Origin of the sequence: Nocardia sp. CNY236 (assembly GCF_000482385.1) — a bacterium.
GTDB lineage: Bacteria > Actinomycetota > Actinomycetes > Mycobacteriales > Mycobacteriaceae > Nocardia.
The window spans coordinates 160519-186031 of sequence record NZ_AXVD01000004.1 but is presented as its reverse complement, the minus strand read 5'-3'; the positions used below and the strand labels follow the sequence as shown (position 1 = coordinate 186031).

The 25513-nt window shown below is 65.7% G+C and carries 24 protein-coding genes; 2 read left to right on the top strand and 22 right to left on the bottom strand.

All coding sequences use genetic code 11. The features are described 5' to 3' along the window. Positions 1-44 precede the first annotated feature (44 nt). The 13 genes from tpiA to rpe form a co-directional block, all read right to left on the bottom strand. A complete protein-coding gene (gene tpiA, locus K940_RS0105585; protein WP_028476731.1) occupies positions 45-830 on the bottom strand; it encodes a triose-phosphate isomerase in 786 nt (261 codons plus the stop codon). 2 nt (positions 831-832) lie between these two features. After that, positions 833-2044 carry a phosphoglycerate kinase gene (gene pgk / locus K940_RS0105580; RefSeq protein ID WP_028476730.1) on the bottom strand — a complete coding sequence of 404 codons (1212 nt, stop codon included), beginning with the start codon at positions 2042-2044 and terminating at the stop codon, positions 833-835. Positions 2045-2049: 5 nt separating this feature from the next. Continuing rightward, the gene (gap, locus tag K940_RS0105575; RefSeq protein WP_028476729.1) at positions 2050-3069 is read right to left on the bottom strand and encodes a type I glyceraldehyde-3-phosphate dehydrogenase; all 1020 of its coding nucleotides are present in this window, start codon (positions 3067-3069) and stop codon (positions 2050-2052) included. 169 nt (positions 3070-3238) lie between these two features. Further along, on the bottom strand, positions 3239-4216 hold the full coding sequence (gene whiA, locus K940_RS0105570; RefSeq protein WP_196812110.1) for a DNA-binding protein WhiA: 978 nt from the start codon (positions 4214-4216) through the stop codon (positions 3239-3241). Continuing rightward, positions 4213-5259: a uridine diphosphate-N-acetylglucosamine-binding protein YvcK gene (gene yvcK / locus K940_RS0105565; protein ID WP_028476727.1), complete on the bottom strand. Its 1047-nt coding sequence runs from the start codon at positions 5257-5259 to the stop codon at positions 4213-4215. Before yvcK ends, whiA begins: the two co-directional genes overlap by 4 nt. Beyond that, positions 5256-6236, bottom strand: coding sequence for an RNase adapter RapZ (rapZ, locus tag K940_RS0105560; RefSeq protein WP_028476726.1), 981 nt, complete (start codon positions 6234-6236; stop codon positions 5256-5258). Before rapZ ends, yvcK begins: the two co-directional genes overlap by 4 nt. A gap of 106 nt (positions 6237-6342) precedes the next feature. After that, the gene (gene uvrC, locus K940_RS0105555) at positions 6343-8376 is read right to left on the bottom strand and encodes an excinuclease ABC subunit UvrC (RefSeq protein WP_028476725.1); all 2034 of its coding nucleotides are present in this window, start codon (positions 8374-8376) and stop codon (positions 6343-6345) included. Between the two features lie 9 nt (positions 8377-8385). Further along, positions 8386-9141 (bottom strand): HAD family hydrolase, encoded by a 756-nt coding sequence (locus tag K940_RS27050; protein WP_051406930.1) that lies wholly within the window; start codon positions 9139-9141, stop codon positions 8386-8388. Between the two features lie 83 nt (positions 9142-9224). Then, complete coding sequence (locus tag K940_RS0105545) at positions 9225-9719, bottom strand: PH domain-containing protein (protein ID WP_028476724.1); 495 nt, start codon at positions 9717-9719, stop codon at positions 9225-9227. 2 nt (positions 9720-9721) lie between these two features. After that, positions 9722-10201 (bottom strand): 6,7-dimethyl-8-ribityllumazine synthase, encoded by a 480-nt coding sequence (gene ribH / locus K940_RS0105540; RefSeq protein WP_028476723.1) that lies wholly within the window; start codon positions 10199-10201, stop codon positions 9722-9724. Between the two features lie 30 nt (positions 10202-10231). Further along, a complete protein-coding gene (locus tag K940_RS0105535; protein WP_028476722.1) occupies positions 10232-11476 on the bottom strand; it encodes a bifunctional 3,4-dihydroxy-2-butanone-4-phosphate synthase/GTP cyclohydrolase II in 1245 nt (414 codons plus the stop codon). Positions 11477-11613: 137 nt separating this feature from the next. Beyond that, on the bottom strand, positions 11614-12237 hold the full coding sequence (locus K940_RS0105530; RefSeq protein WP_028476721.1) for a riboflavin synthase: 624 nt from the start codon (positions 12235-12237) through the stop codon (positions 11614-11616). A gap of 263 nt (positions 12238-12500) precedes the next feature. Then, a complete protein-coding gene (gene rpe, locus K940_RS0105525; protein ID WP_028476720.1) occupies positions 12501-13157 on the bottom strand; it encodes a ribulose-phosphate 3-epimerase in 657 nt (218 codons plus the stop codon). Between the two features lie 96 nt (positions 13158-13253). On the opposite strand from rpe, the gene K940_RS0105520 reads away from it, so the two are divergent. Both K940_RS0105520 and K940_RS0105515 read left to right on the top strand, forming a co-directional pair. Then, a complete protein-coding gene (locus tag K940_RS0105520) occupies positions 13254-13676 on the top strand; it encodes an anti-sigma factor (protein WP_028476719.1) in 423 nt (140 codons plus the stop codon). Further along, complete coding sequence (locus K940_RS0105515) at positions 13676-14536, top strand: SigB/SigF/SigG family RNA polymerase sigma factor (protein ID WP_028476718.1); 861 nt, start codon at positions 13676-13678, stop codon at positions 14534-14536. The genes K940_RS0105520 and K940_RS0105515 overlap by 1 nt, the downstream gene beginning before the upstream one ends. A gap of 18 nt (positions 14537-14554) precedes the next feature. Here the strand turns inward: K940_RS0105515 and K940_RS0105510 are convergent, their stop codons facing one another. From K940_RS0105510 to rpoZ, 9 genes are all read right to left on the bottom strand, one after another. Next, complete coding sequence (locus K940_RS0105510) at positions 14555-15904, bottom strand: RsmB/NOP family class I SAM-dependent RNA methyltransferase (RefSeq protein WP_081706182.1); 1350 nt, start codon at positions 15902-15904, stop codon at positions 14555-14557. A 110-nt stretch (positions 15905-16014) separates the two neighbouring features. Further along, the gene (gene fmt / locus K940_RS0105505) at positions 16015-16938 is read right to left on the bottom strand and encodes a methionyl-tRNA formyltransferase (protein WP_028476716.1); all 924 of its coding nucleotides are present in this window, start codon (positions 16936-16938) and stop codon (positions 16015-16017) included. Continuing rightward, positions 16938-17504, bottom strand: coding sequence for a peptide deformylase (gene def / locus K940_RS27045; protein WP_036527583.1), 567 nt, complete (start codon positions 17502-17504; stop codon positions 16938-16940). Before def ends, fmt begins: the two co-directional genes overlap by 1 nt. Positions 17505-17651: 147 nt before the next feature. Beyond that, positions 17652-19073, bottom strand: coding sequence for an MFS transporter (locus K940_RS0105495; protein WP_028476715.1), 1422 nt, complete (start codon positions 19071-19073; stop codon positions 17652-17654). 152 nt (positions 19074-19225) lie between these two features. After that, positions 19226-20179, bottom strand: a complete 954-nt coding sequence (locus K940_RS0105490; RefSeq protein WP_036527581.1) for a triacylglycerol lipase — start codon at positions 20177-20179, stop codon at positions 19226-19228. A 131-nt stretch (positions 20180-20310) separates the two neighbouring features. Beyond that, positions 20311-22332, bottom strand: a complete 2022-nt coding sequence (locus tag K940_RS0105485; RefSeq protein ID WP_028476713.1) for a primosomal protein N' — start codon at positions 22330-22332, stop codon at positions 20311-20313. Between the two features lie 105 nt (positions 22333-22437). Then, a complete protein-coding gene (gene metK / locus K940_RS0105480) occupies positions 22438-23649 on the bottom strand; it encodes a methionine adenosyltransferase (protein WP_028476712.1) in 1212 nt (403 codons plus the stop codon). Between the two features lie 260 nt (positions 23650-23909). Next, a complete protein-coding gene (gene coaBC / locus K940_RS0105475) occupies positions 23910-25166 on the bottom strand; it encodes a bifunctional phosphopantothenoylcysteine decarboxylase/phosphopantothenate--cysteine ligase CoaBC (protein ID WP_051406902.1) in 1257 nt (418 codons plus the stop codon). Between the two features lie 10 nt (positions 25167-25176). Further along, complete coding sequence (rpoZ, locus tag K940_RS0105470; RefSeq protein WP_036527579.1) at positions 25177-25449, bottom strand: DNA-directed RNA polymerase subunit omega; 273 nt, start codon at positions 25447-25449, stop codon at positions 25177-25179. Positions 25450-25513: the final 64 nt, after the last annotated feature.

Sequence of the window (25513 nt, the reverse complement as noted above, 5' to 3'; positions counted from 1 at the left end):
ATCGCCGCATGCGATACCGGGCCACCGCTCGGTGCCGACTCAGCTCATGGAAGCGGCCCGCCCGCGGCAATCGCGGACAAGGTCGCGAACTCATCGGCCTTGATCGATGCGCCGCCGACCAGCGCGCCGTCGATGTCGGTCTGGGCGACCAGTTCCCCGACGTTCTTGGCGTTGACCGATCCGCCGTAGAGCACCCGGCTCTCAGCAGCTACGTCGGGTGAGGCGAGCTGCGCCAACTCGCCGCGGATCGCGCCGCAAACCTCCTGGGCGTCGGCCGGGGTGGCGACCTTGCCGGTACCTATCGCCCACACCGGCTCATAGGCGATCACGATTCGCGAGATCTCCTGCGCCGTAAGTCCTTTCAGCGATCCTCGCAGCTGCTCGAGATTGTGGACGACATGCGTGTGCGCCTCCCGAACGTTCAGGCCCTCCCCGATGCACACGATCGGGGTGATCCCATACTTCAGCGCCTGCTTGACCTTCGCCGATACTGTGGCGTCGTCCTCGTTGTGGTACTGCCGGCGTTCGGAGTGCCCGACCACGACGAAGGTGCACCCCAATTTGGCGAGCATGCTTGCGCTGACCTCGCCGGTATAGGCGCCCGATTCATGTACCGAGACATCCTGCCCGCCATAGCCGAGCAGGAGCTTGTCTCCTTCCACCAATGTCTGCACGCTGCGAAGATCGGTGAACGGCGCGAGCACCACCACGTCCACCTTCTCGAAATACTTCTCCGGCAGCGCGAAGGCGATCTTCTGAACCAGGGCGATGGCCTCGAGATGGTTGAGGTTCATCTTCCAGTTGCCCGCGATCAACGGTTTCCGTGCCATGCTCAATCCTCCAACACCGCGATACCAGGCAGTTCCTTGCCTTCGAGGTATTCCAGCGACGCACCGCCACCGGTGGATATGTGGGTGAAGCCATCCTCCGGCAGGGACAGCGCCCGTACGGCCGCCGCCGAGTCCCCACCGCCGACGACAGTGAACGCACCCTTACCCGTGGCGGTCACGATCGCCTCGGCGACTCCACGGGTACCCGCAGCGAACTTGTCGAATTCGAACACGCCCATCGGACCGTTCCAGAACACCGTTCGGGCTTCGGTCAGCAGCGCCGTGAAACGGTCCACCGATTCGGGCCCCACATCCAAACCCAGCCAACCATCGGGGATCCCCTCGGCTGGGACCACCCTCGACTCGGCATCCGCCGCGAACGCGTCGGCCACGACGATGTCACGCGGCAGGTGGATGACATCGGCGTACTGCTCGAGCAGCCGACGACAGGTCGGCACCATCTCGTCCTGCAGCAGCGAGGCTCCCACGGCAAGGCCCTGAGCTGCCAGGAAGGTGAAACACATCCCACCACCGATGACCAGAGTGTCCACACGCGGCGCCAGCGCCTCGATGACCGCGAGCTTGTCGGAGACCTTCGAGCCGCCGAGAACGACGGCATAGGGCCGGTCCGGGTTCCGGGTGAGCCGCGCCAGTACCTCGGCCTCCTCCGCCACCAATGTCCCAGCACAATGCGGCAACAATCGGGCCACGTCGTACACCGACGCCTGCCTGCGGTGCACGACGCCGAAGCCATCCGAGACGAACGCACCGTCATCGCCGACCAGGTCGACCAGCGCCGCAGCGAGCTTTCCGCGTTCGGCGTCGTCCTTGCTGGTCTCGCGTGGATCGAAACGGACGTTCTCCAACATCAGCACGTCGCCCTCGGTGAGGCCCTCCGACCGCGCAAGCGCGTCCTGGCCGACGACATCACCGGCCAACTGCACATTGCGACCCAATTCCTCGGCGAGCCGCTCGGCGACCGGCGCAAGGGACAGCGCCGGGTCCGGCGCACCGTGGGGACGACCGAGATGAGCGGCCACGATGACCTTGGCTCCGGCATCGGACAACGCCTGGATCGTGGGCACAGAAGCGACGATCCGGCCGGCATCGACGATCTTTCCGTCATCGAGCGGGACGTTCAGGTCGGAGCGCACGAGAACGCCGCGACCATCGACTCCGTCATCGAGCAGGTCCGCGAGTGTCTTGACAGACATAGGCGTCACAGAGACTTACCGACGAGGCCGATGAGATCGGCGAGGCGGTTGGAGTAACCCCACTCGTTGTCATACCAGGACACGACCTTGACCTGACCGTCGATCAGCTTGGTCAGTGGTGCGTCGTAGATCGATGAGGCCGGGTCGGTGACGATGTCACTGGAGACGATCGGGTCGCTGTTGTATTTCAGAATGCCTTTCATCGGGCCTTCGGCGGCTGCCCGGTAGGCGGCATCGATCTCGTCGAGCGTGGCCGGCGTACGCAGGGTCGCGGTCAGGTCGGTCACCGAACCCGTCGGGACCGGAACGCGCAGCGCATAGCCGTCCAACTTGCCCTGCAGGTCCGGCAGCACGAGCCCGATAGCCTTGGCGGCGCCGGTACCGGTGGGCACGATGTTCAGTGCCGCGGCGCGGGCGCGACGCAGGTCGCTGTGTGGACCGTCCTGCAGATTCTGGTCCTGGGTGTAGGCGTGGATGGTGGTCATCAAGCCGCGCTCGATGCCGAACGCATCATTGAGCACCTTGGCGAGCGGACCGAGGCAATTGGTGGTGCACGACGCGTTCGAGATGATGTTCTGGCTGCCGTCGTACTGGTCGTCGTTGACCCCCATCACAATGGTGATGTCCTCGCCCTTGGCAGGGGCGGAAATGACCACTTTCTTCGCACCGCCGGCGAGGTGCCCCTTCGCCTTGGTGGCATCGGTGAAGATACCCGTCGATTCGACGACCACGTCCACGCCGAGATCGCCCCACGGCAAGGCGGACGGACCCTCTTTGATCGCCAGTGCTGTGATCCGCTGGTCACCCACCACGATCGTGTCGTCGCCGTCGAGCGACACCTCCTGCGGCAATCGACCCAGGATCGAGTCGTACTTGAGCAGGGTCGCGAGGGTCGCGTTGTCGGTGAGGTCGTTGACCGCGACAATCTCGATATCGGTGGTGCCCAGCGCCTTCTGCGCCTCCACCGCCCGGAAGAAATTACGTCCGATACGACCGAAGCCGTTGATACCTACCCGGACAGTCACGTTATCGCTCCTCAGCTTTCCAGCGGATCGTTCCGATGCCTACTCACACTAACGCCATACAGCCGGCCGTCCGACACGCGCCTGGCATTCGAACGAGCAGGCTTCCTGGTCACGAGCAGGTTCGGTCGGACCTTCCACACCCGATCGCAACGAGACGGGCGCGATCGGTTCAGGCCTCGTCGAGCAGTTCTGCCGTGACAGCGGATTCGGTGTCGGGCACCCCGAGTTCTTTGGCTCGCCGATCGGCCATCGACAACAGTCGCCGTATTCGGCCGGCCACTGCGTCTTTCGTCATCGGCGGATCGGCGAGCTGCCCCAGTTCCTCCAGCGACGCCTGCCGGTGTTGCACACGCAGCCTCCCCGCGGCAGCGAGATGGTCGGGCACATCGCCATCGAGAATCTCCAACGCGCGTTCCACTCTGGCCGCGGCGGCAACCGCTGCGCGCGCCGACCGACGCAGGTTCGCGTCGTCGAAGTTCGCCAGCCGGTTCGCGGTCGCGCGCACCTCACGGCGCAGCCGGCGCTCCTCCCAGACCATCCGGGTGCCATGGGCACCCATCCTGGTCAGGAGTGCGCCGATCGCCTCACCATCACGCACCACGACCCGGTCGGTCCCACGGACCTCACGAGCCTTCGCCGCGATGCCGAGCCGCCGGGCCGCACCGACCAGCGCCAGCGCCGCCTCGGGACCCGGACAGCTGACCTCGAGGGCCGAGGAGCGCCCGGGTTCGGTCAGCGAACCGTGCGCGAGAAACGCACCCCGCCACGCGGCTTCGGCGTCGGCAATGCTGCCGCCGACCACCTGCGCAGGTAGGCCACGCACCGGCCGTCCCCGAACGTCGAGCAAACCGGTCTGGCGCGCCAATGCTTCGCCTTCCTTCGAAACACGCACGACATACCGTGAGGTCTTGCGTAATCCGCCCGCACTGAGCACATGCACGTCGGAGCCGTAGCCGTAGAGTTCGAAGATCTCCCGACGCAGCCGGCGCGCAATGGATCCCATGTCCACCTCGGCCTCGACGATCACCCGGCCGCTGACGATATGCAGGCCACCGGCGAACCGCAGCAGCGCCGACAGTTCCGCTTTCCGGGAACTGACCTGCGACACCATGAGCCTGCTCAATTCGTCTTTCACATCGGCTGTCATCGCCACGAGACGCGCTCCTTTCCACCCAACCCGGAACGCACATCCTGACCCATGTGCCGTCCCTCGACTCGAAGCCCTGTCATATGCGGCCGAGGTTGCCGGATCACCTGATCCAGAGCGGCGGCAAGCTTTCCGGGATGATGCCGACCCGTTCCCCCTTCGGCGACATCGAAAAAGGTTACCCGCGCTCGTAATTGTTCGGCAGCCCTGGCCACATGTTCCCGCTCGCGCCCCTCCGGAACGGATCCGGAGTCCACCAATACTTCATCGACGACGAATTCTGGTGCGTGCTGGGACAGTACATGCAAATGCCGCTCCGCGGAGAACCCGGCGGTCTCCCCCGGCTCCGCAGCGAGATTCAGCACGAGGATTCTACGCGCCCTGGTGTACACCAGGGCCTCACGCAGTTCGGGTACGAGCACATGCGGAATCACGCTGGTGAACCATGACCCGGGGCCCAGTACGACGACATCGGCGTGCTCGATGGCCGCCGTCGCCTCCGCACTGGCCGGCGGATCGGAGGGGATCAGTCGAACTCGCCTGACCTGACCCGGTGTGGTCGCAATCGCGACTTGACCGCGAATACATCGACTGACCCGAGGGTCTGCTTCGAGCCCGGACACATCCGCCTCGATCTCGAGCGCGATCGGCGACATCGGTAGGACACGTCCGGTGATATGCAGCATTCGGGCGACTTCGTCGAGCGCGGCGACCGGGTCGCCGAGCACTTCGGTGAGTCCTGCCAAGATCAGATTTCCTACCGAGTGCCCGGCCAGGGCACCGGTGCCGCCGAAACGATGCTGGATGGTGTGCGTCCAGACCCCGTCGGCATCCGCGGCCAGGGCGGTCAGCGCCATTCGTAGGTCGCCCGGTGGCAGTACTCCCAACTCGGCGCGAAGCCGACCAGAGGAACCGCCGTCGTCGGCGACGGTCACTACCGCGCAGATCTTCCTGGTCAGCCGGCGCACCGCGGTCAGCGTCGCATACAAGCCATGCCCACCGCCCAGTGCGACGATGCCAGGGTTGGATTCCCAGCCGGTCATTCGCGCCCCAGGTCTCGATGCACCACCCGGACCACGTCGGCGGCGTCGTCGAACCGGCCGGTGGTCTCACTCATCGATGCGCCTAGCGCCTCCGCTATCGCGACGCTTCGGTGCTTGCCTCCGGTGCAGCCCACCGCGACCGTCATGTATCGCTTCCCCTCTTGGCGGTAGCCGTTCGTCGTCAACTCGACCAGGTGGTGGCAGGTCCGCAGGTAGTCGTCCGCGCCAGGACGCGACAGTACGTAGTCGCGGACCTCTGTGTGCTGGCCTGTCTGTTCTCGCAACTGCGGTATCCAATGCGGATTGGGTAGAAAACGCACATCGAACATCATGTCGGCATCGAGCGGAACGCCGTACTTGAATCCGAAGGACTGCACGGTCAACTGCAGCGCGCTCGCTGTACCTCCGCCGTATGCCTCCTCCAATTTGCGATGCAATTGGTGGATGGACAACGCGGTGGTATCGATCACGAGATCCGCCGCGGCCTTCACCACCGCGAGGCGCACCCGTTCGGCGGCTATGCCCGCCGACAATGTGCCATCCTTGCTCTCGCTCTGCAGTGGATGCCGCCGCCGGGCATACCCGAAGCGACGGATCAGGACGTCGTCGGACGCTTCCAAGAACAAGATCCGGGCGCGCGCGCCCAGGTCCCGCAATTGCTTGGTAACCGCTGAGAGGTCGCCAGTGAAGAACCGGCTGCGTACGTCCATGACCACGGCGAGACGACGGATCGGGGGCTTCGCCGCGGATCCGAGTTCGACCATGCGACCGAACAATTCCGGCGGCAAATTGTCGGCTACGTACCATCCCAGATCCTCGAGCACCCGGGCCGCCGTCCCGCGACCCGCGCCCGAGAGTCCGGTCACGATCACGACTTCGACCTGCGATTTCGCTCCGCTTCGAGAGCTGCGCGAGCGCGCTCGCCCCGCATTCGGCGGCGAGCTGTCCGCACTGCTGTTCGATTCGACGCGTGTCATGTCCCACCGGATCCGTCTCTGGAGTGCCTTTCGATCATCGCGCACAGTTGTCGATATCGGGCGCAGACACACAACGTACGCGAAACCGAAACATCCGGTGCGGGTACTACTGGGAACGGAGTGCGGTCAGGACCGCCTTCGCAGTTGCCACACCGATGCCGGGAACCTCGGTGATCTGCTCGACTGTGGCCTCCTTCAACTTGGCCACCGATCCGAAATGGGTGACCAGCGCGGTCCGGCGTGTCGTGCCGAGACCCGGCACCGAGTCCAATACCGATGCGGTCATCCGGCGCGATCGCTTCTTGCGATGAAACGCGATGGCGAAACGATGCGCTTCGTCACGCACTCGCTGTAGCAGATAGAGGGCCTCGCTGTTGCGCGGCAGGATCGTCGGTTCGCTCTCACCCGGTACCCATACCTCTTCGAGTCGTTTGGCCAGGCCGATCACCGCGATATCGGTCACGCCCAGATCATCGAGGGTTTCGGCGGCCGCGGCCACCTGGGGCGCCCCGCCGTCGACGACGAAAAGATTGGGCGGGTAGGCGAATGCGCGCGGGCGGCCGGTGCGCGGATCGATTCCTGGGCCCGCGGCGGCGCCGTCGTACGCGTCGTGGTCACCGGCGGCGATGTCGCCGGCGATGTCGTCGGCGGCGATGTCGCCGGCGATGGTCGCATCACGCTCGCGGCGCAATCGGAGAAACCGGCGGCGAGTGACCTCGGCGATGCTACCGACGTCGTCGGACCGGCCTTCGCCGGCCGCTTCCTTGATGGTGTAGTGGCGGTACTCGGACTTGCGCGCGAGACCATCTTCGAAGACCACCAGCGAGGCGACCACATCGGTTCCCTGGACGTGGCTGACATCCACACACTCGATGCGCAATGGCGCGGTGTCGAGGTCCAGCGCGTCCTGAATATCCTGCAATGCTTGCGATCTCGACGTGAGATCACTGGCCCGCCGGAGCTTGTGTTGCGCCAGCGCCTCGGTCGCGTTGCGCCGCACGGTCTCGGCCAGTGCTTTCTTGTCCCCGCGCTGCGGCACCCGCACACGCACGGTCGAACCTCGCAGCGTCGACAGCCAGTGCTGGACCTGCTCCACATCACGGGGCAGCTCGGGTACCAGCACTTCGCGCGGCACCACGGCAGCGGGCTGCACATCGGGGCCCTGATCGGCCACTGCGACCTGCTCACCGTAGAACTGAGTGAGAAACTGCTCGACCAAGGCTGCGAGTTGACCGCCGGTCCGAGGGACGTCGACAGCGTCGCCCGACTTGTCGACCACCCAGCCACGCTGACCGCGAACTCGACCATCGCGCACGTGGAATATCTGCACCGCCGCCTCCAGCTCGTCCATCGCAAAGGCGATCACATCCGCGTCGGTGCCCGTACCGAGCACAACGGCCTGCTTCTCCAGTGCGCGACGCAACGCTTGCACATCGTCGCGCAACCGAGCGGCTGCCTCGAAGTCCAGATCGTCGGCAGCGGTGTGCATGCGACGTTCCAATTCTCGAACCAATCGGTCGGTACGTCCCGAGAGGAAGTCGCAGAAATCGTCCACGATTCGGCGGTGCTCCTCGGGTCCGAGCCGACCGACGCAGGGCGCAGAGCACTTGTCGATATAGCCGAGCAGACATGGACGTCCGATCTGGCTGTGCCGCTGGAAGACTCCGTTCGAGCAGGTACGCGCGGGAAACACCCGCAGCAGCAGGTCGAGGGTCTCGCGAATCGCCCACGCGTGCGCATAGGGCCCGAAGTACCGTACCCCCTTTCGTCGGGCGCCACGGTAGACGAACAGCCGCGGGAACTGCTCGTTCAGCGTGACTGCGAGCACCGGGTAGGACTTGTCGTCCCGATAACGGACGTTGAAACGCGGATCGAACTCCTTGATCCAGTTGTATTCCAGCTGCAGCGCCTCCACCTCGGTGGACACGACCGTCCATTCAACGCTCGCGGCCGTGGTGACCATCTGCCTGGTACGAGGGTGCAAGCTCGCCACATCGGCGAAATAGGAATTCAGCCTGCTACGCAGGCTCTTGGCCTTACCGACGTAGATGACCTGCCGATGGGCGTCCCGGAACTTGTAGACACCTGGTTCGACGGGGATCGTGCCCGGCGCGGGCCGGTACGTCGCTGGATCTGCCACCGGTCCAGCCTATCCACCGGGGCCGACAATGCCGCCGGGCCGCGCGTCCCTGGCAGGCTTCGACGAGCCGGGGCGGGTGTCTGCGAGACCGTAGCGTCCCAAGGCGTTCAGCAACGCATCCTGTCGTTCGACGGTGGGCAACGCATCCACTCGAGCAAAGCTGCAGCCCAGTGCGGTGACCGCCCCGTCCACCGCGACACTGTCACCGATCATCAGCGCCGCCTCGGCGCGCACGCCGAGCGTGTCCAGTGCGGAACGAAAGATCTGCGGGTCCGGCTTCTTCAGCCCTACCTCGTAGGACAGCGTGAATTCGCACACCAGGCGATCCCAGGCGCGCGCCGCGAACGACGGACGAATGTCGAACGGAACATTACTGACGACAGCAACCGGAATGCCGTGTTCGCCACAACGTTTCAAGGCAGCCCCGGTATCGGGATAGGGCGTCCACTGCAGTGGGTCCACCAGTCGGGCGTACAGACGTTCGGCTTGCTCGTCAGTGGGCACGCCCGACCTGCGCAACACTTCGACCGTGGCCATTCGGTGCCATTCCGGGTCGAGGTCACGATTCTCCCAGGTGTATTGCATCTGGGCATCGAGCGCTACGCTGTGCTCGACCGACGCTGTCATTCGCCGAACGATCTCGACCTTCTCGCGCACCTCGAACGGCCGGCCACCGGGGCGAGTGAAGTCGGCCGACCAGGATTCGTCGTACTCCAGCCGGAACAGGGTCCCGGAGAAGTCGAACAACACCGCTTCGATCGCCACCACGCCAGCCTACCCAGCGGGTCGGTAGCCGAGCCCAGTTCACGCTTCCGGTCGGTCCGATCGCCTACCGCGGTCACCGACGATCAGGTCGCACCCGCGTACTTCGCGCCCATCTCGCGCAATCGCGCCATCGCCTGGGCCGCGTGGTCCTTGTCATTGGACCGGATGGCCAACATCGGGACATAGTCGTCGTTCACCAACTCCAGACGCGCCCAGGACTTTCGGTCCGGAAACGACACGCCACTGATGAGTTCCCAGGAGAACAGTGTGTCACCCAAGACATTGCGCACCGACACCCCGCGCGCGCCGGCTCGCACCCTCGGCCTGGTCAACGACAATACTGCCGCCGCACCGAGCAAACCGATTCCGATCACAGAGACCTGGTCCACGACCCGAAAGTGGACTCCTGTCCAACCACTGCGCAATCCGATTCCGCCCACAGTGAACATGGTCACGAGCAGTATCGCCACGATCCACGCGGTCCGCACCGCGCGCCGCGGATGGACCTCGAACTCCCAGTCGGGGGCCTGCGCCCCGACCGAGTCCGCATTCCTCCCGAACACACTACCGCTGGCCATTGCTAGGCGGGCTGCCGCAGGGCGCGCAATGTCAGAGCCGCATCCAGCGCTGCGGCCGCCGCTTGCTCACCTTTGTTCTCCGATGAGTCGGGCAGCCCGGCGCGATCCAACGCCTGTTGCTCGCTGTGAGTCGTCAATACCCCATTTGCGACCGGAGTGCCCGCATCCAACGAAACGCGGGTCAGTCCTGCGGTCACCGCATCGCACACGTACTCGAAATGCGGAGTGTCCCCACGAATCACCACGCCGAGCGCCACCACCGCGTCGTGAGACTTGGCCAGTTCCTGAGCCACGACCGGAAGCTCCATGGCGCCCGCGCAGCGCACGACGGTGACGCGCTCGACCCCAGCATCCTTGGCCACCCGCTCGGCATTGGCGACCAGGGTGTCGCAGATCTGGGTATGCCAGCGCGACGCGACGATCCCCAGCCTGAGATCCCTCGCGTCCGCCAGGGCGAAGGTCGGCACCCCGGTACCGCTCATCGATGTCCACCTTTCCGGTCTGCTGACAGCTCAGCGTGCCGTCTCACCGAGATCCAGTTCATCGAGTCCGATCAGGTCATGACCCATCCGGTCCCGTTTGGTGCGCAGGTAGCGCAGGTTTTCCGCATTGGCGCGCAACGGCATCGGCACACGCTCGGTAATCCGCAGACCATAGCCGTCCAGGCCGACTCGCTTGGCCGGGTTGTTGGTGAGCAACCGCATGGAGCGAACACCGAGGTCGACCAAGATCTGGGCGCCGGTGCCATAGTCGCGGGCGTCCGCGGGCAACCCCAACTTCAGATTCGCATCGACCGTATCGTGACCGGAATCCTGCAGTTGGTAGGCCTGCAGCTTGTGCATCAAACCGATGCCCCGCCCTTCGTGACCCCGCATGTACAGCACCACGCCGCGGCCCTCGGCGGCGACCATCTCCAACGCGGCATCCAACTGTGGACCGCAGTCGCAGCGCAAGGAACCGAAGACGTCGCCGGTCAAGCACTCCGAATGCACCCGAACGAGGATGTCCTCGCCGTCATCGATATCGCCGCGCACCAGTGCGACATGCTCGACCTCGTCGTAGATGCTCTGGTAGCCGACGGCCTTGTATTCACCGTGCGCTGTAGGGATGCGCGCCTCGGCGACCCGCACCACATGCTTCTCGTGTTTGCGCCGCCACGCGATCATCTCGGCAATGGAGATCAAAGCGAGCTCGTGCTCGTCGGCGAAGACACGCAACTCCTCGGTGCGCGCCATGTGACCCTCGTCCTTCTGACTGACGATCTCACAGATCACACCCGCCGGCCGCAGCCCGGCCATCCGCGCAAGGTCCACAGCCGCCTCGGTGTGCCCGGGACGGCGTAGCACACCGCCGTCCTTGGCACGCAACGGCACAACGTGACCAGGCCGGGTGAAATCGTCGGCCTTCGCCAGAGAGTCGGCCAACAACCGCATGGTCGTGGCACGGTCGGCGGCGGAGATCCCCGTGGTGATCCCCTCGCGCGCATCCACCGAAACGGTGTAGGCGGTGCCGTGCTTGTCTTGGTTCTGCGCGTACATCGGCGGAAGACCGAGCCGATCGCAGTCGTCGCCCAGCAGCGGTACACAGATATAGCCGGAGGTATAGCGAATCATGAAGGCGACCAGCTCCGGGGTGGCCTTCTCCGCGGCAAAGATGAGGTCGCCCTCGTTCTCGCGGTCCTCGTCGTCGACGACCACGACCGCCTTACCGGCGGCGATATCGGCGACTGCGCGCTCGATGCTGTCGAACCTGGTCACGTCAACTGTGCTCCATCTCGAAAAGGGTGCCCTACCACAGTACTGTGCGCGATTCGTCCCGGTTGCGGCGCGGCAGGTTCACCACCGCCCCGCAGCCCGAAGCCGTGGATGACGACGAACCGCGCACCCGACATCGGTCAGCCGCGTTGCCGAAGCCGCTCGACATACTTGGCGATCACATCGACTTCCAGGTTCACCGTAGCCCCGACGCCGGCCGCACCCAGAGTGGTCAGCGCCAGCGTGGTGGGGATCAGGGACACCTCGAACCAGTCCCGACCAGCGGTTTCGCCAGGCTCCTCCGAGACGCCCAGACCGGACACCGTCAGCGAGATGCCATCGACGGTGATCGAACCCTTGTGCACGACGTAGCGGGCGAGATTTCCCGGCAGGGAGATCCGAACCACCTCCCAGTTCTCGGAAGGCGTTCGCGAAAGCACCACGCCGGTGCCGTCGACGTGCCCCTGGACCAGGTGCCCACCGAGTCTGCTGTGCAATGCGGCCGCACGCTCCAGGTTCACTGCGGCGCCTATGTTCAACCCGCCGAGACTCGACCGCTCGAGCGTCTCGGCCATGACGTCGACGGTGAACGCGTCGCCGCCGACCACCTCGACAACTGTCAGACACACCCCGTTCACCGCGATCGAATCTCCATGTCGGGCATCAGAGGTCACCAGCCCACCCCTGATCGTCAGTCGCGCCGCATCGGCCAACTGTTCGCTGGCGACGATCTCGCCGAGTTCCTCGACGATGCCTGTGAACATTCGCCCTGACTCCCTGCTTGTCGCATCGTTGTCGTGCTCACTGCCGAGCCACGCAGCGGAGCACTTCGGTTCCGCGCCCTGCCACCCTAGCGGCAGCGAGTCCACGCAGCCGGACCGTCCCGGTCGAGTGATCATCGCAGGCGACCTTCACGACAGACCATGTATACGTTTCAGGTCACGCATGTCTACATTTCTGGTCACGCCATGTCCACATTTCTGGTCACGACGGCGGAGCCGGACCCACTCGCGCCCGAAGGGAACACTCAGTGCGTGCGAACCGCCGCGGCCTGCCCACGCAATGTCTGGACGGTGGCCGCAGGATCAGCGGTGTTGTAGACCGCCGACCCGGCAACGAAGCAGTCGACCCCGGCCTCCGCAGCCGCCTCGATGGTGTCGGCATTGATGCCGCCGTCGATTTCGACCAACAGCTGTAGTTCACCGGAATCGACCAGGTTGCGCACCGTGCGCGCTTTCGCCAGAACTCGTGGAATGAACGACTGCCCGCCGAAACCCGGCTCCACGCTCATCACGAGCAATGTATCGAACTCACGCAGGATCTCCAGGTACGGTTCGATCGGGGTGTCGGGTTTCACCGAAAGCCCAGCCTTGGCGCCCGCGGCGCGGATATCGCGCGCGACGGCAATCGGATCGTCGGCCGCCTCCACATGGAATGTCACGTTGTACGCACCCGCTTCGGCGTACGTCGGCGCCCAGCGACCGGGGTCTTCGATCATCAGATGGCAGTCCAGCGGAATTTCGGTCACTTTCAGCAAACTCTGGACCACCGGCAGACCGATTGTGAGGTTCGGTACGAAGTGCGCATCCATCACATCGATGTGCAACCAGTCGGCCCCGGTTACGGCCTGCGCCTCGTCGGCAAGATGGGCGAAGTCGGCGGACAGGATGGACGGCGCGATCATCGGCGCTGCCGGACGCGGGTAACTCGAATGGGGCACAACGCGGCAGTGTAGCCCGCGCGAGGGTTGTCCTGCTCAGGAGTGGGTAGCCTGCATAGGGTGACCAATATTTCGGCGGAACAGGGGCTCTGCAGCACCCCGGTGGACATTCGGGTGGCCGCGTCGGTGACACAGCTGCCCATCGTGCGTGGGCTCGCCGAAACCCTCGTCCTACTCAGCGATTTCACGCTGGACGAAGTAGCCGACATCCGGCTGGCCGTCGACGAGGCCTGCTCGACACTGATTGCCGTTGCCGCCCCGGAGACCAGCCTCAACTGTCGATTCTCCGTCGGAATCAGCGAACTTCTCGTCCGGGTCGAAGGCATTGCGGCGAAGCCCGGGTTGCCCGACCAACGCAGCTTCGGCTGGCACGTCCTTCGGACCCTCACCGATACGGTGAACACGGCGCAGGACTCGTTCGATACCACAGTGTCCGGATATCCGACAACGGTGGAGTTCCGTCGGATCCGGGGGAAGGCGTAGTGGCAGACGAAGACGCCGTATTCGACTCCCAGCGCGACGATGCCGACACCTTGACCACCTCGGACACGGCTGCCGACAGCGACTCCCTCGAGGCCGACAACGCCGTCGCTGGATACGACGATGTCGGATTGCTCTTCCAACAGCTCGCTGCCAGCGAAGCCGGGTCACCAGAGCGCGCGACCCTCCGCGCGGACCTGATCAGCCGCTGCATTCCCCTCGCCGATCACATCGCCCGAAAATTCAGCGGACGGGGCGAGCCGTTCGACGACCTGACTCAGGTGGCACGAGTCGGTTTGGTCCACGCGGTGGACCGCTTCGACGTCGAGCGTGGATCCAACTTCCTGTCCTTCGCCGTGCCGACCATCATGGGTGAGGTCCGCCGCTACTTCCGCGACAACACATGGGCAATGCGCGTGCCGAGAAGGATCAAGGAAACCCACCTGCGCATCGGTGCGGCCATGGACTCGCTGTCGCAGACGCTCGGGCGCTCGCCGACCGCCAAAGAGATCGCTGCGAAGCTGGAGGTGGATCCGGACGAGGTCACCCAAGCCGTCATCGCAGGCAACGCCTATCAGCCCAGTTCGATCGACGCCGCCGCCCTCGGCCGCGACACCGACGCCTCGTTGCTGGACACCCTCGGCGAGGAAGAATCCCAATTCGACAGGGTCGAAGAATATGTCGCGATCCGGCCACTGCTGGCCGGCCTGCCCGAACGGGAACGGCGTATCCTCACGATGCGGTTTTTCGAATCGATGACCCAGACCCAGATCGCGCAGCATATGGGCATCTCCCAGATGCACGTCTCCCGGATTCTATCGAAAACCCTTGCCCGCCTGCGTGAACAATCCAGTCGGGAATGACGACGATGCGGCCACAGCTCAGCGTGGCTTGCGTAGCGCAGCGAGAAACATCGCGTCGGTGCCGTGCCGGTGTGGCCACAACTGGGCTCCTGGCCCGTCCCCGAGATCCACGACCCCGGGGAGTAGATCGCGGGCATCCAGTTGTTCGACGCCCAATCGGCGGGCGGCGTCACCGACAACCGACACGGTCTCCGATAGGTGCGGCGAGCACGTGGAGTACACCACGACACCGCCCGGACGCAACAGGTCCCACGCGGCGGCGAGCAGTTCGCGCTGCAAGACGACCAGCTCGCGCAGATCCGACGGCGTGCGGCGCCAGCGTGCTTCGGGCCTGCGGCGCAGTGCGCCGAGACCCGAGCACGGCGCATCCACCAGGACGCGATCGTATCCCGCGGTCAAACCACTGGCACGACCATCGACGACATGGACCTCGACCGGGAGATCGCGCACAGCGCTACGAACCAGTTCGGCACGGTGCTCAGCAGGCTCGATCGCGTCCACCCGGAAGCCGTCGATCGCGGCGATCGCCCCGAGCAATGCCGCCTTGCCACCCGGTCCAGCACACAGATCGAGCCAACGGCCTCGATCCGGTCCGTCGAGCTCGGCTCGGGTCAGCGCAAGCGCGACCAATTGGCTACCTTCGTCCTGGACTGCAGCCATCCGCTCGCGTACCGGTTCGAGCGCACCGGGGTCACCCCCGTCCATGTAGACCGCGTATGGTGACCAGCGACCTTCCTCGCCGCCGGTCACCAAGGCGAGTTCCTCCGCGGTGATGTCGCCGGGCCTGGCCACCAGGTGTACCGATGGACGGGCGTCGTCCGCGGCCAGCAAGTCGCGCAGTTCGCTCGCACGGGCTCCGAGCGCATCGCTGAACGCCTGCGCAATCCACACCGGGTGTGCGAACTCGAAAGCCACCCGCCCCACCGGATCCGTGGGGGCGAGTGCCTCGATCCATTGCTCGGTGGTTCGTTCACTCGCTCGCCGAAGCACCGCATTGACGAAGCCGGCCTTACCCGAGCCGAATTCGGCGCGCACCATCGCCACCGAGGTATCGACCGCTGCATGTGCGCCGACCCTGGTGCGCAACAACTGATAGACGCCCAAGCGCAGCACATCCAACAACGGCCCATCGATCGCCTCGATCGATCTGCCCGCGCCCTCCGCGATCACCTCGTCGAGCAGTCCGAGCGTCCGACAGGCACCGTAGACGAGTTCGGTCGCCAGCGCTGCATCCCGGCCGGAGACTCCTCGCTGCCGTAGCATCGCCGGCAAGGCGAGATTGGCATAGGCATCGCGCTCGCGCACCGCGCGCAGGACATCCCGCGCCACCGAGCGCGCCGGATCGAACGATTCCCGAGGTGCTGCCATCGATCCCCGGCGAGCCGGACGCTGAGCATCGGGGCGGTTCTTGCGGCCGGACGTCGAACGTCGGTGCGGTGTGCGCCCATTGTCGGCGCCACGCTTGTCGTGCGCGGCGCTCACAGCGCCATCACGCCCGGCTGCAGACGAGCGCCTCGAGCCCAGTCGAGCGCGGCCATCGGTCGCTTGCCCTGCGCCTGAACGCGACCGAGCCGCACCGCAGTCGTGGCGGTGCCGATATGGACACCCGACCTGCGGACGTCGACCACCGCTTGGGGCAACACGTCGTCCACCATCTCGACCGGACCGAGTTTCAGCCGAGTGCCCTGAACCTCGGTCCAGGCTCCCGGCGCCGGGGTGAGGGCGCGAATACGCCGGTCGATCGCCAACGCCGGCTGATCCCACCGAATGCGTGCGGCCGCGGCATCGACCTTGGGGGCGTAGGACACCCCCTCGGTGGACTGGGCTACCGAGGACACCGTGCCGTCCTCCAATCCATCCAGCGTTGCTTCCAACAGCCGAGCGCCACTGTCGGCCAACCGGTGCAGTACCGCGCCCGTGGTATCGGTGACCGCGATCTTCTCGGTCACCGTGCCGAATACCGGCCCGGTGTCCAGTCCGGCCTCGATCCGGAAGGTCGATGCCCCGGTGATCTCGTCACCGGCATCGATCGCCGCCTGCACCGGTGCGGCGCCGCGCCAGGCGGGCAACAGCGAGAAGTGCAGGTTGATCCAGCCGAATCGAGGAATATCGAGCAGCGGTTCGGGTAGGAGTGCGCCGTAGGCAACCACAGGACAGCAGTCCGGGGCCAGATCGACGAGTTGCGCGACGAATTCCGGTTCCGCTGGCCGCCGAGGCGTGAGCACCGCGACGCCGAGTTCGTCGGCCAACCTGCCGACCGGTGACCGAGTCACTCTCCGGCCGCGTCCGGACGCAGCGTCCGGACGGGTGACCACAGCGATCACCTCATGTCGCGTAGAGCGCAGCAGACGCTGCAGCGAGGGAAGGGCCGGTTCCGGGGTGCCGGCGAAGACCACGCGCATCAGCGAGCCGATCCCAACGGATTGGGCCGAGCCCCACCGCTCATCGAACGCGCGGGTCGAGAAGTCGATCCCGCAGCGAACCAGTCGGATTCGCGAATGACTCGCATCGCTTCCTTACGCTGTGCCGGATCGAGACGATCGATGAACAGTACCCCGTCCACATGATCGGTCTCGTGCTGCACACATCGAGCCAGCAACCCCTCCGCCTCGAATGCGATCGCAGTACCGTCGACGCTCATGCCGGACACACGTACGCGCTGTGCCCGTCGGGTGTCGTAGCGCAGACCGGGAATCGACAGGCAGCCTTCCGGGCCGACCTGTTGCTCCTCACCGACGGCCTCCCAGTGCGGATTCACAACATGTCCAGCGGCGTCGGCGGTGTCGTAGACGAACACTCGCAGCCCGACCCCGATCTGTGGCGCCGCCATACCGACACCGCCATCGTCGTGCATGGTCTCGGTCAAATCCGTGACCACCTGTCGCAGATCGGAGCCGAACGTGGTGACCTCTGCCGCGCGGGCGCGCAGGATGGGGTCGCCGAACAGGCGAACGGGCTGAATGGTCACTGTCGGCTCCCGATAGCAAACGAACACGGTCGCCTCATTCTAGTAATACTCTGGCGAAATTCCTGACCCACCAGCCAACAGCTGATACAACTCCTATGCGGACCGGGCGGGGTGCCGATCCCTCCGCCCGGCCGCCCACCATCACGACTACTTCCGGTCGCGGCCAGCTGGCAACGCGAGCGCAAGCGCTGCGACGCCGAGCATGGTTGCAGCCAGCACGAAGAACACTCGACTGTAGGCGCTGCCCAGAGCCGCCGCCTCTGATGTGGGTGTGGCTGCGACGGTGACCAGCACCGCCAATCCGAGCGCGCCGCCGACCTGTCGGGCGGTGTTGATCAATCCCGACGCCGCACCCGCATCGGTGGTCGAGACTCCGGATGTGGCGGCCGTGGTGATCGGGGTGTTGAGTAGCCCGTTGCCGATACTGAAGACGATTGCCGGGCCGAAGATCCCGGTCAGATACGCACTGTCCGCTGTCAGTTGCGCTTGCCACACGAACCCCGCCGCTGCCAGCACCGAGCCCACCGCAATCACGATCCGGCCGTCGATCAGGCGCATCAACCAGGGAGTTACTCGGGCACCGACCACTATTGCCACCACGGTGTGCGGCAGGAAGGCCACCCCGGTCTGCGCCGGGCTGTAGCCGAGCACGTTCTGCATCGACAAGGTGAGAAAGAACCACATGGGAAACAGACACGCCCCGACCAGCAGCATGGTCAGATTGCCCAGCGACACCGACCGCATCTCGAACAATCGCAACGGGATCAAGGGCGAAACCGCGAACCGGGACTCCACCATCGCAAACGCGCCCAACAATACGACGCCGAGGACGATCCCGATGATCGTCGCCGTGGAGGTCCACCCGGTGTCGGCAGCTTCGGCGATCCCGAACGTCAGCACACCCAGTCCCGCCGTCGCCAGCACGGCTCCGGTTGCATCCAACCGCGGGCGTGTCCTCCCCGGCCGGTCGGCAAGCACGTGACGCACGGTCAACAGCCCGGCCACGACCCCGATCGGAACATTGATCAACAGGATGGAACGCCACGACAGGTACTCGGTGAGTACGCCCCCGATGAGGTTGCCCGCTGTGCCACCCGCAATGCCCACCGCGGTCCATGTCGCCAATGCCTTGGTCCGAGTCGGCCCTTCCGGGAAGGTCGCCGTCAGGAATGTCAGCGTGGCAGGAGCCAGCACCGCTGCTCCCAATCCCTGCCCGGCCCGCGCGGCGACCAGCGTAGCGGCGGAATTCGCCAGTCCGCCGACGAGACTCGCGCCGCAGAACATGACCAGGCCACTGAGAAACACCCTGCGACGGCCGTACAGGTCCGCCAACCGCCCACCTAACAGCAAGAACCCAGCGAACGCCAGGAGGTAGGCATTGACGACCCACTGCTGGCCGACCTGGTCGAACTGGAGGGCGTCCCGAATCGACGGCAGTGCGACGTTCACCACCGAGATGTCGAGCACCACCATGAACTGCGCGGCGCACACCACGGCCAGTACGACCCCGCTCGCAGTGGCGCCTGTGCGCTCGGTACCGACGTCGTCAGCGGTCTCGTGGCGCACCATTCCTGCCTCCAATTTGATACGTTCGTATTGGATACGTTCGTATCAGGCTACAAGCAGGACGGAGATCGACCGGCCACCGGTGGCGAGAATCACCACATCCGGGTTCGAAGGAGTGCAGCTGCGAAGGCGGGCGCCCGAAAGGGCGGATCGGATCAGGAATTCCCGGCGATGACCACTTCCGGAATACCAGTGCCGAGCGGCACCGGCCGACACACGGGCTCTGGGTTGTTCGGATCGAGCACGGTGAGTAGCAGCTGCTGCACGAACGGGTCGTACACCATGTGGAAGTGCCCAGTGAGGTTGACCGGGCACATGTCTTGCAGGACGATATTGCGCGCCCCGGGACCTCTCAGTGCGATGTTGTCGAATGGTTGAATCATTTCGTCCACCCGACTGCCGACAGTCACGTACTGCACACCCGGGACGGTATCGCCGCCAGCATTGAGATCGAGCATGATCGGTGACCCGGCTGCCTGCTGGACTGCCGCGAGCGAAGTCACCTCGGCGACCGCCGGCAAAGCACCCGGAATCGCCGCGGCGATCGGCACCAACCCATACATCACGCCACCGTAGCTGGGCGAGGCCAGGCCGACCCACCGCCCGACCTTCGGGCCGCCACCGAGCTTGTTGACGTAATAACGCGTCACGGTGGCGCCTTGGGAGAACCCCACCAGATCCACCTTGCTCGCCCCGGTGGCCGCGAGTACCCGGTCGACGAACGCACCCACCTGGTGGGCGCTCATCACCAGATCCTCGGTGCCGTAACTGTCGGCACCCGGCGCGCCGCCGTAGTTCGGCGCGAACACGCAGAACCCGGCCGCGGCCAGCTGCGGCCCGATCACCGACCAATCGGAGTAGGCCGTGGAATCGGTCCCATGTGCGAGCACAATCGGTCGGGGATGCTCAGCGCTGGGCACACACTCGAAATCGTTGGTGCCCATCGGGGTCGAATTCGGATGACCGGTCTGATACCGCGCAGCAGCCAAATGATCGGACTGCGGCGGACCGGCATTCGTCGGCACGTCGACTGGGCGGAAATCGACCGGCTCGGCCGCACTCGTACCGGATCCCAGAGCGGTAGCCGCGGTCAACAGTCCCGCTAGCATCAGACTCCAGAATCGTGTATTTCTTTCGAGTGTCGATCTATTCCGCTGCCACATAGCACCATAGTCTGGCCTACAGACGCCGAATCCTGAAAGCATTCGACGAATTGCACTGTTCACAGCCGCGGAGTCGGCTAGCCGATATCGATCGGGTCGATCTGGACACGCAGCGGAGCATCGGAACGGTGGGTACTGCGTACCGCGCGAGCAGCACGCAGAGCGTGTGACAGAGCCGAACCTTTGCCGCGCCCGACCCGTAAGAGCATGCGTTCGACCACAACGGGCGAATCACCGGAAGAGAAGGGCCTGCGCGCGCTGTCCGGCAATGGCACCGGGCCGAGCCTGTCGACGGCGCCGGGAAGGTCCGCCGCGGCGAGCAATTCGGCGATGGCTTCGGCCGGGCCATCGATCGCGGCCAGACGCACCGCGGGTGGAAACCCCACCTCCGCGCGCGCGGCGACCTCGGCGCGCGCGGCACCCACCGGATCCCAACGGACCAGCGCTTGCACAGTCGGAAGCGACGGCTCGGCCACGACGACGACCTGCCCGCGTGTCCGGACCAGCGCGGCGGCCGCCATCCAGCGGCGTAGCGCGTCTTCTGCGGCCCGCAGGTCCGCACGACCGAGCAATGCCCAACCATCGAGCAACAGCGCGACACCGTATCCACCCGCGACCACCGGTTCGGCGCCCACCGTCGCGACAACCACCTGGGGTCCCGGATCGACACTGTCGAGCACCGCACCACCACTGGACGCACGGATCGGCACGTTCGCAAACGCACGACCCAGTTCTTCGGCCGTGCGCGCAGCACCGATCACCATGGCTCGCAACGCGCGCGACCCGCAGGCGGAGCAGCTGAACCTGGTCTCGGTGACACCGCACCACCGACATGTCGGACTCCGAGATTCTGCGGTGGCCGACCGTGCGTCGGCTTCGGAAGCCGATTCACGCGCCGTCGACACCGCCAGCGGCCCGTGGCAATGCCGGCACCGTGCGGGCGTGCGGCATCGGGCACAGGCCAGTGCGGGGATGTAGCCGCGGCGTGGAACCTGCACCAAGACCGGGACTCCATCCTGCAGTGCGGCTCGGGCTGCAGCGAATGCAACCCCAGGAATCCGGACCGCGCGCGCGACCGGGTCACGTTCGAGCGCGATATCGCTGTCGCCGGGGGCGCTGATCCTGGGCACGGCCCGACGGAGCACGACGCGGTCGGCTACCAGATCGTGCGCCCACCCGGAATCCACCAGCGCCTGAACTTCTGCTGTCCGTGCGAAACCCGCTGCCACAAACGCCGCCCCGAGCTCATGTGCCCGCAACAGCGCAACGTCTCGCGCATGCGGGTAGGGCGCGCGCGGTTCGGCGTAACTGTCGTCGCCATCGTCCCAGAGGGTGATCAGTCCGAGATTCGCCACAGGCGCGAAAACTGCGCTGCGCGTACCGACGACCACCCGCGCCGACCCACGCAGCACCGCAAGCCACCGCCGGTACCTGGCCGCGGGACCGAGATTGGCGCTGAGGCCAACGACCGAATCACCCATCAGCCGAACGCATTCGGCCAACACCCGGTCGAGGTCCCGCTGGTCCGGAACCATGATGATCGCGCCGCGTCCCTCCCGAGCCGTGACGGCCGCAAGTTCGGCCAGCCGCTGCGGCCAGTCCTCGTCCGGTAGAGCTTGCCATGCGGCCCGAGCACCTCTACCCAGCGCGAGCGCGCGGATGAGCGCGCTGCCGTGCACGTAGCGCTCCCACGCGCCGAAATTCACCTCGTCTGGCGGTGTCGACCGACGAACCGATCCACGCCCGGTACCCCTGGGCGCCGACTTCCCGGACACGCGAGACTCGGTGCGGGCATGTCGGGGCGGGATGGCCAGGCGTAACACATCGGCACGGGTACCTGCGTACCGCCCGGCAACCATGGCCGCCAGTTCGAGGATGTCCGGCGTCAGCACCTGCTCGCCCGACACGACGCGCTCCAATGCGACCAACGTGCCGTGGTGGTCGCTACGCGCAAGCCGTTCGAGGAGATAGCCATCGACCAGGCGACCCGCGAAACGCACCCGCACGCGCACTCCGGGCTGAGCCAGCTCGTCCCACTCGGCCGGCACCGCGTAGTCGAAATCCCGGTCGAGGTGTGCCGGGGACAGCAATGGAAGCACGCGTGCAACCGGACGTTCAACAGCTGTCGAGCCCGCGGCCGGATGGTCCGGCGGGGTGGGGGCGGGACTGGCCGCCGCGGGTTCGGTCACTCCGCCGCGATCGAGTCAGAGGCCGATTGCGGCGCGCAGCTTGTCCGCACGATCGGTACGCTCCCACGGCAGGTCGAGGTCGGTACGCCCGAAATGACCGTATGCTGCAGTCGGTGCATATATCGGACGCAGCAGGTCGAGGTCGCGAATGATCGCACCGGGGCGCAGGTCGAACACCTCTGCGATCGCGGCCGAGATACGTGCCGGATCCACTCGCTCGGTACCGAAGGTCTCGACGAACAAGCCGACCGGGGCCGCCTTTCCGATGGCATAGGCCACCTGGACCTCGACCCGCTCGGCCAGTTCGGCCGCGACCACATTCTTCGCGACCCACCGCATGGCATAGGCGGCCGAACGATCCACCTTCGACGGGTCCTTGCCGGAGAAGGCGCCGCCGCCGTGACGGGCCATACCGCCGTAGGTGTCGACGATCACCTTGCGGCCGGTCAGACCGGCATCGCCCATCGGACCGCCGAGAACGAATTTGCCGGTCGGGTTGACCAGCAACCGGACTTCCGAGGTGTCCAGACTGGGAACTTCCAGGTCCGCCAGCACCACGTCGACGACTTTTTCGCGGATATCCGGAGCGAGCAGATTGTCCAGGTCGATATCTGCGGCGTGCTGCGTGGACAGGACAACGGTATCGAGGCGCACCGGGCGGTCACGGTCGTACTCGATGGTGACCTGGGTCTTGCCGTCGGGACGCAGATAGGGCAACACTCCCGACTTGCGCACCTCGGTCAGCCGACGCGACAGCCGATGCGCGAGCGCGATCGGCAGTGGCATCAGCTCGCGGGTGTCGGTGGTGGCATAGCCGAACATCAAACCTTGGTCACCGGCGCCTTGCTTTTCGATCTCGTCGTCGGACCCGCCGACGCGCGCCTCGTGTGAGGTGTCCACGCCCTGGGCGATGTCCGGCGACTGTGCACCGATGGCAATGTTCACGCCGCACGAATTGCCGTCGAAACCCTTTGCCGACGAGTCGTATCCGATTTCCAGGACCTTCTCCCGCACGATGCGTGGTATGTCGGCATAGGCCGAGGTGGTGACCTCGCCGGCGACATGGACCTGGCCGGTGGTGACGAGGGTTTCCACCGCAACCCGACTGTGCGGATCTTCCGCCAACAGGGCGTCGAGGATGGAATCGCTGATGGCATCGCAGATCTTGTCCGGATGTCCTTCGGTCACGGACTCACTGGTGAAAAGCCGGCTGCCGGAAGTGCGCACAGTTCTTCCCTCTCCCTCAACGGGTTACTCGTATCGGCTTGCGCCAGTAACGCCGAGCCGCTACCGCGCAACCCACCTATTTCACACTATTCCCTAACCGTCGACACAGCGAACCGCGCCGACCGTAGCCGAGTCCCTGGCACCGCCACGCGAGCTCGACTTTCGATGGTGGCGCCATCGACCCATCGGCTGGCAGTTCCAGCGACAGCGTGCGGCCCGCCTAATCGGCGACGCACCGCAGGCTCAACCCGACAACGCACTCAACCCAACAACGCACTCAACGCATCCAGCACCCGACTTGCCAGCAATGCTTTCGAGCCATGATCCAGCGCCTGCACGGTGCCGTCCGATCCGAGCAGCCAGCCATCGTTGGTGTCCACTTCGAACGCCTTACCCTCACCCACCGCATTGACCACCAAGAGATCGCAGCCCTTACGGTCGAGCTTGGCTCGTGCGTGGGTCAGAACGTCGCCGTGTTCGTCGCCGGTCTCGGCAGCGAAGCCGACGATAGCGGTGCCCTGCAGCTGACCATCGCGCCGCGCCTGGACCAACCCGGCGAGGATGTCGTCGGTCTTGGTCAGCCCGATCACGTCGGGCTCGCCAGCGCCCTTCTTGATCTTTGCCGTGGCCACATTGGTCGGCCGGAAATCGGCGACAGCGGCCGCCATGATCACCGCGTCGGCACCGACCGCGTGCTTGTCCACAGCGGTCTTCAACTGTTCTGCAGTAGTGATGTGCATCAAGTCGACGGCAGCGGGAGCGGCCATCTCGATCGTGTTGCCAGCGATCAGCGTGACCTGGGCGCCGCGTTGGGCCGCGACCCGCGCGAGCGCGTACCCTTGCTTACCGGAACTGCGGTTACCGAGAAACCGCACCGGATCGAGAGGTTCTCTGGTCCCACCTGCGGTCACCACGATTCTACGGCCAGCCAGATCGCGTGGGATCGCATCGGCGCGTTCGAGCAGCAACGATGCGAGCCCGAAGATCTCCTCGGGCTCGGGCAGCCGTCCGGGACCGGTATCGGCGCCGGTCAGCCGACCCGCAGCCGGCTCCATCACGATCGCGCCCAGAGCTCTCAGCGTGGCGACATTACGCACGGTTGCCGGATGCTCCCACATCTCGGTGTGCATCGCCGGGGCGAACAGAATCGGGCATCGGGCCGTCAGCAATGTGGCAGTGAGCAGATCGTCGGCCCGGCCGGCCGCGGCACGCGCCATGAGGTCGGCCGTCGCCGGCGCAATGACCACCAAGTCCGCCTCCTGCCCCAGCCGCACGTGCGGAACCTCGGGCACATCGGCAAAGACGCCGGTGTGGACCGGGTTCCCGGACAGTGCTTCGAAGGTCGCGGTGCCGACGAACCGCAATGCCGACTCGGTCGGGATCACCCGAACGTCATGTCCGGTCTCGGTGAAGCGCCGGATCAACGAACACGCCTTGTAGGCCGCGATCCCGCCGCCCACACCGACGACGATCCGAGTGGTCACTGTGCCTCCGGCATGGTCGTAGTCACGGCGAATCCGGGTCGCTTCACTCGCCTTCGGAATGCTCGAGTAGGTCGGCGTGGATCTCGCGCAACGCTACCGACAACGGCTTCTCCTGCAGGCCCGGCTCGACCAGCGGCCCGACGTATTCGAGGATGCCGTCACCGAGCTGGTTGTAGTAGTCGTTGATCTGACGGGCGCGCTTGGCCGAGTAGATGACCAGGGCGTATTTGGACGAGGTGCGCTCGAGCAGTTCGTCGATCGGCGGGTTTGTGAGGCCGACCGGGGTGTCATAGGCGGGCGCGTTCTTGGTGTCCATGCTGCTCACTAGGGGCACTCCTGCAGTATCGGATGGCGCATGAGCGAGGGACCCCGCACACATG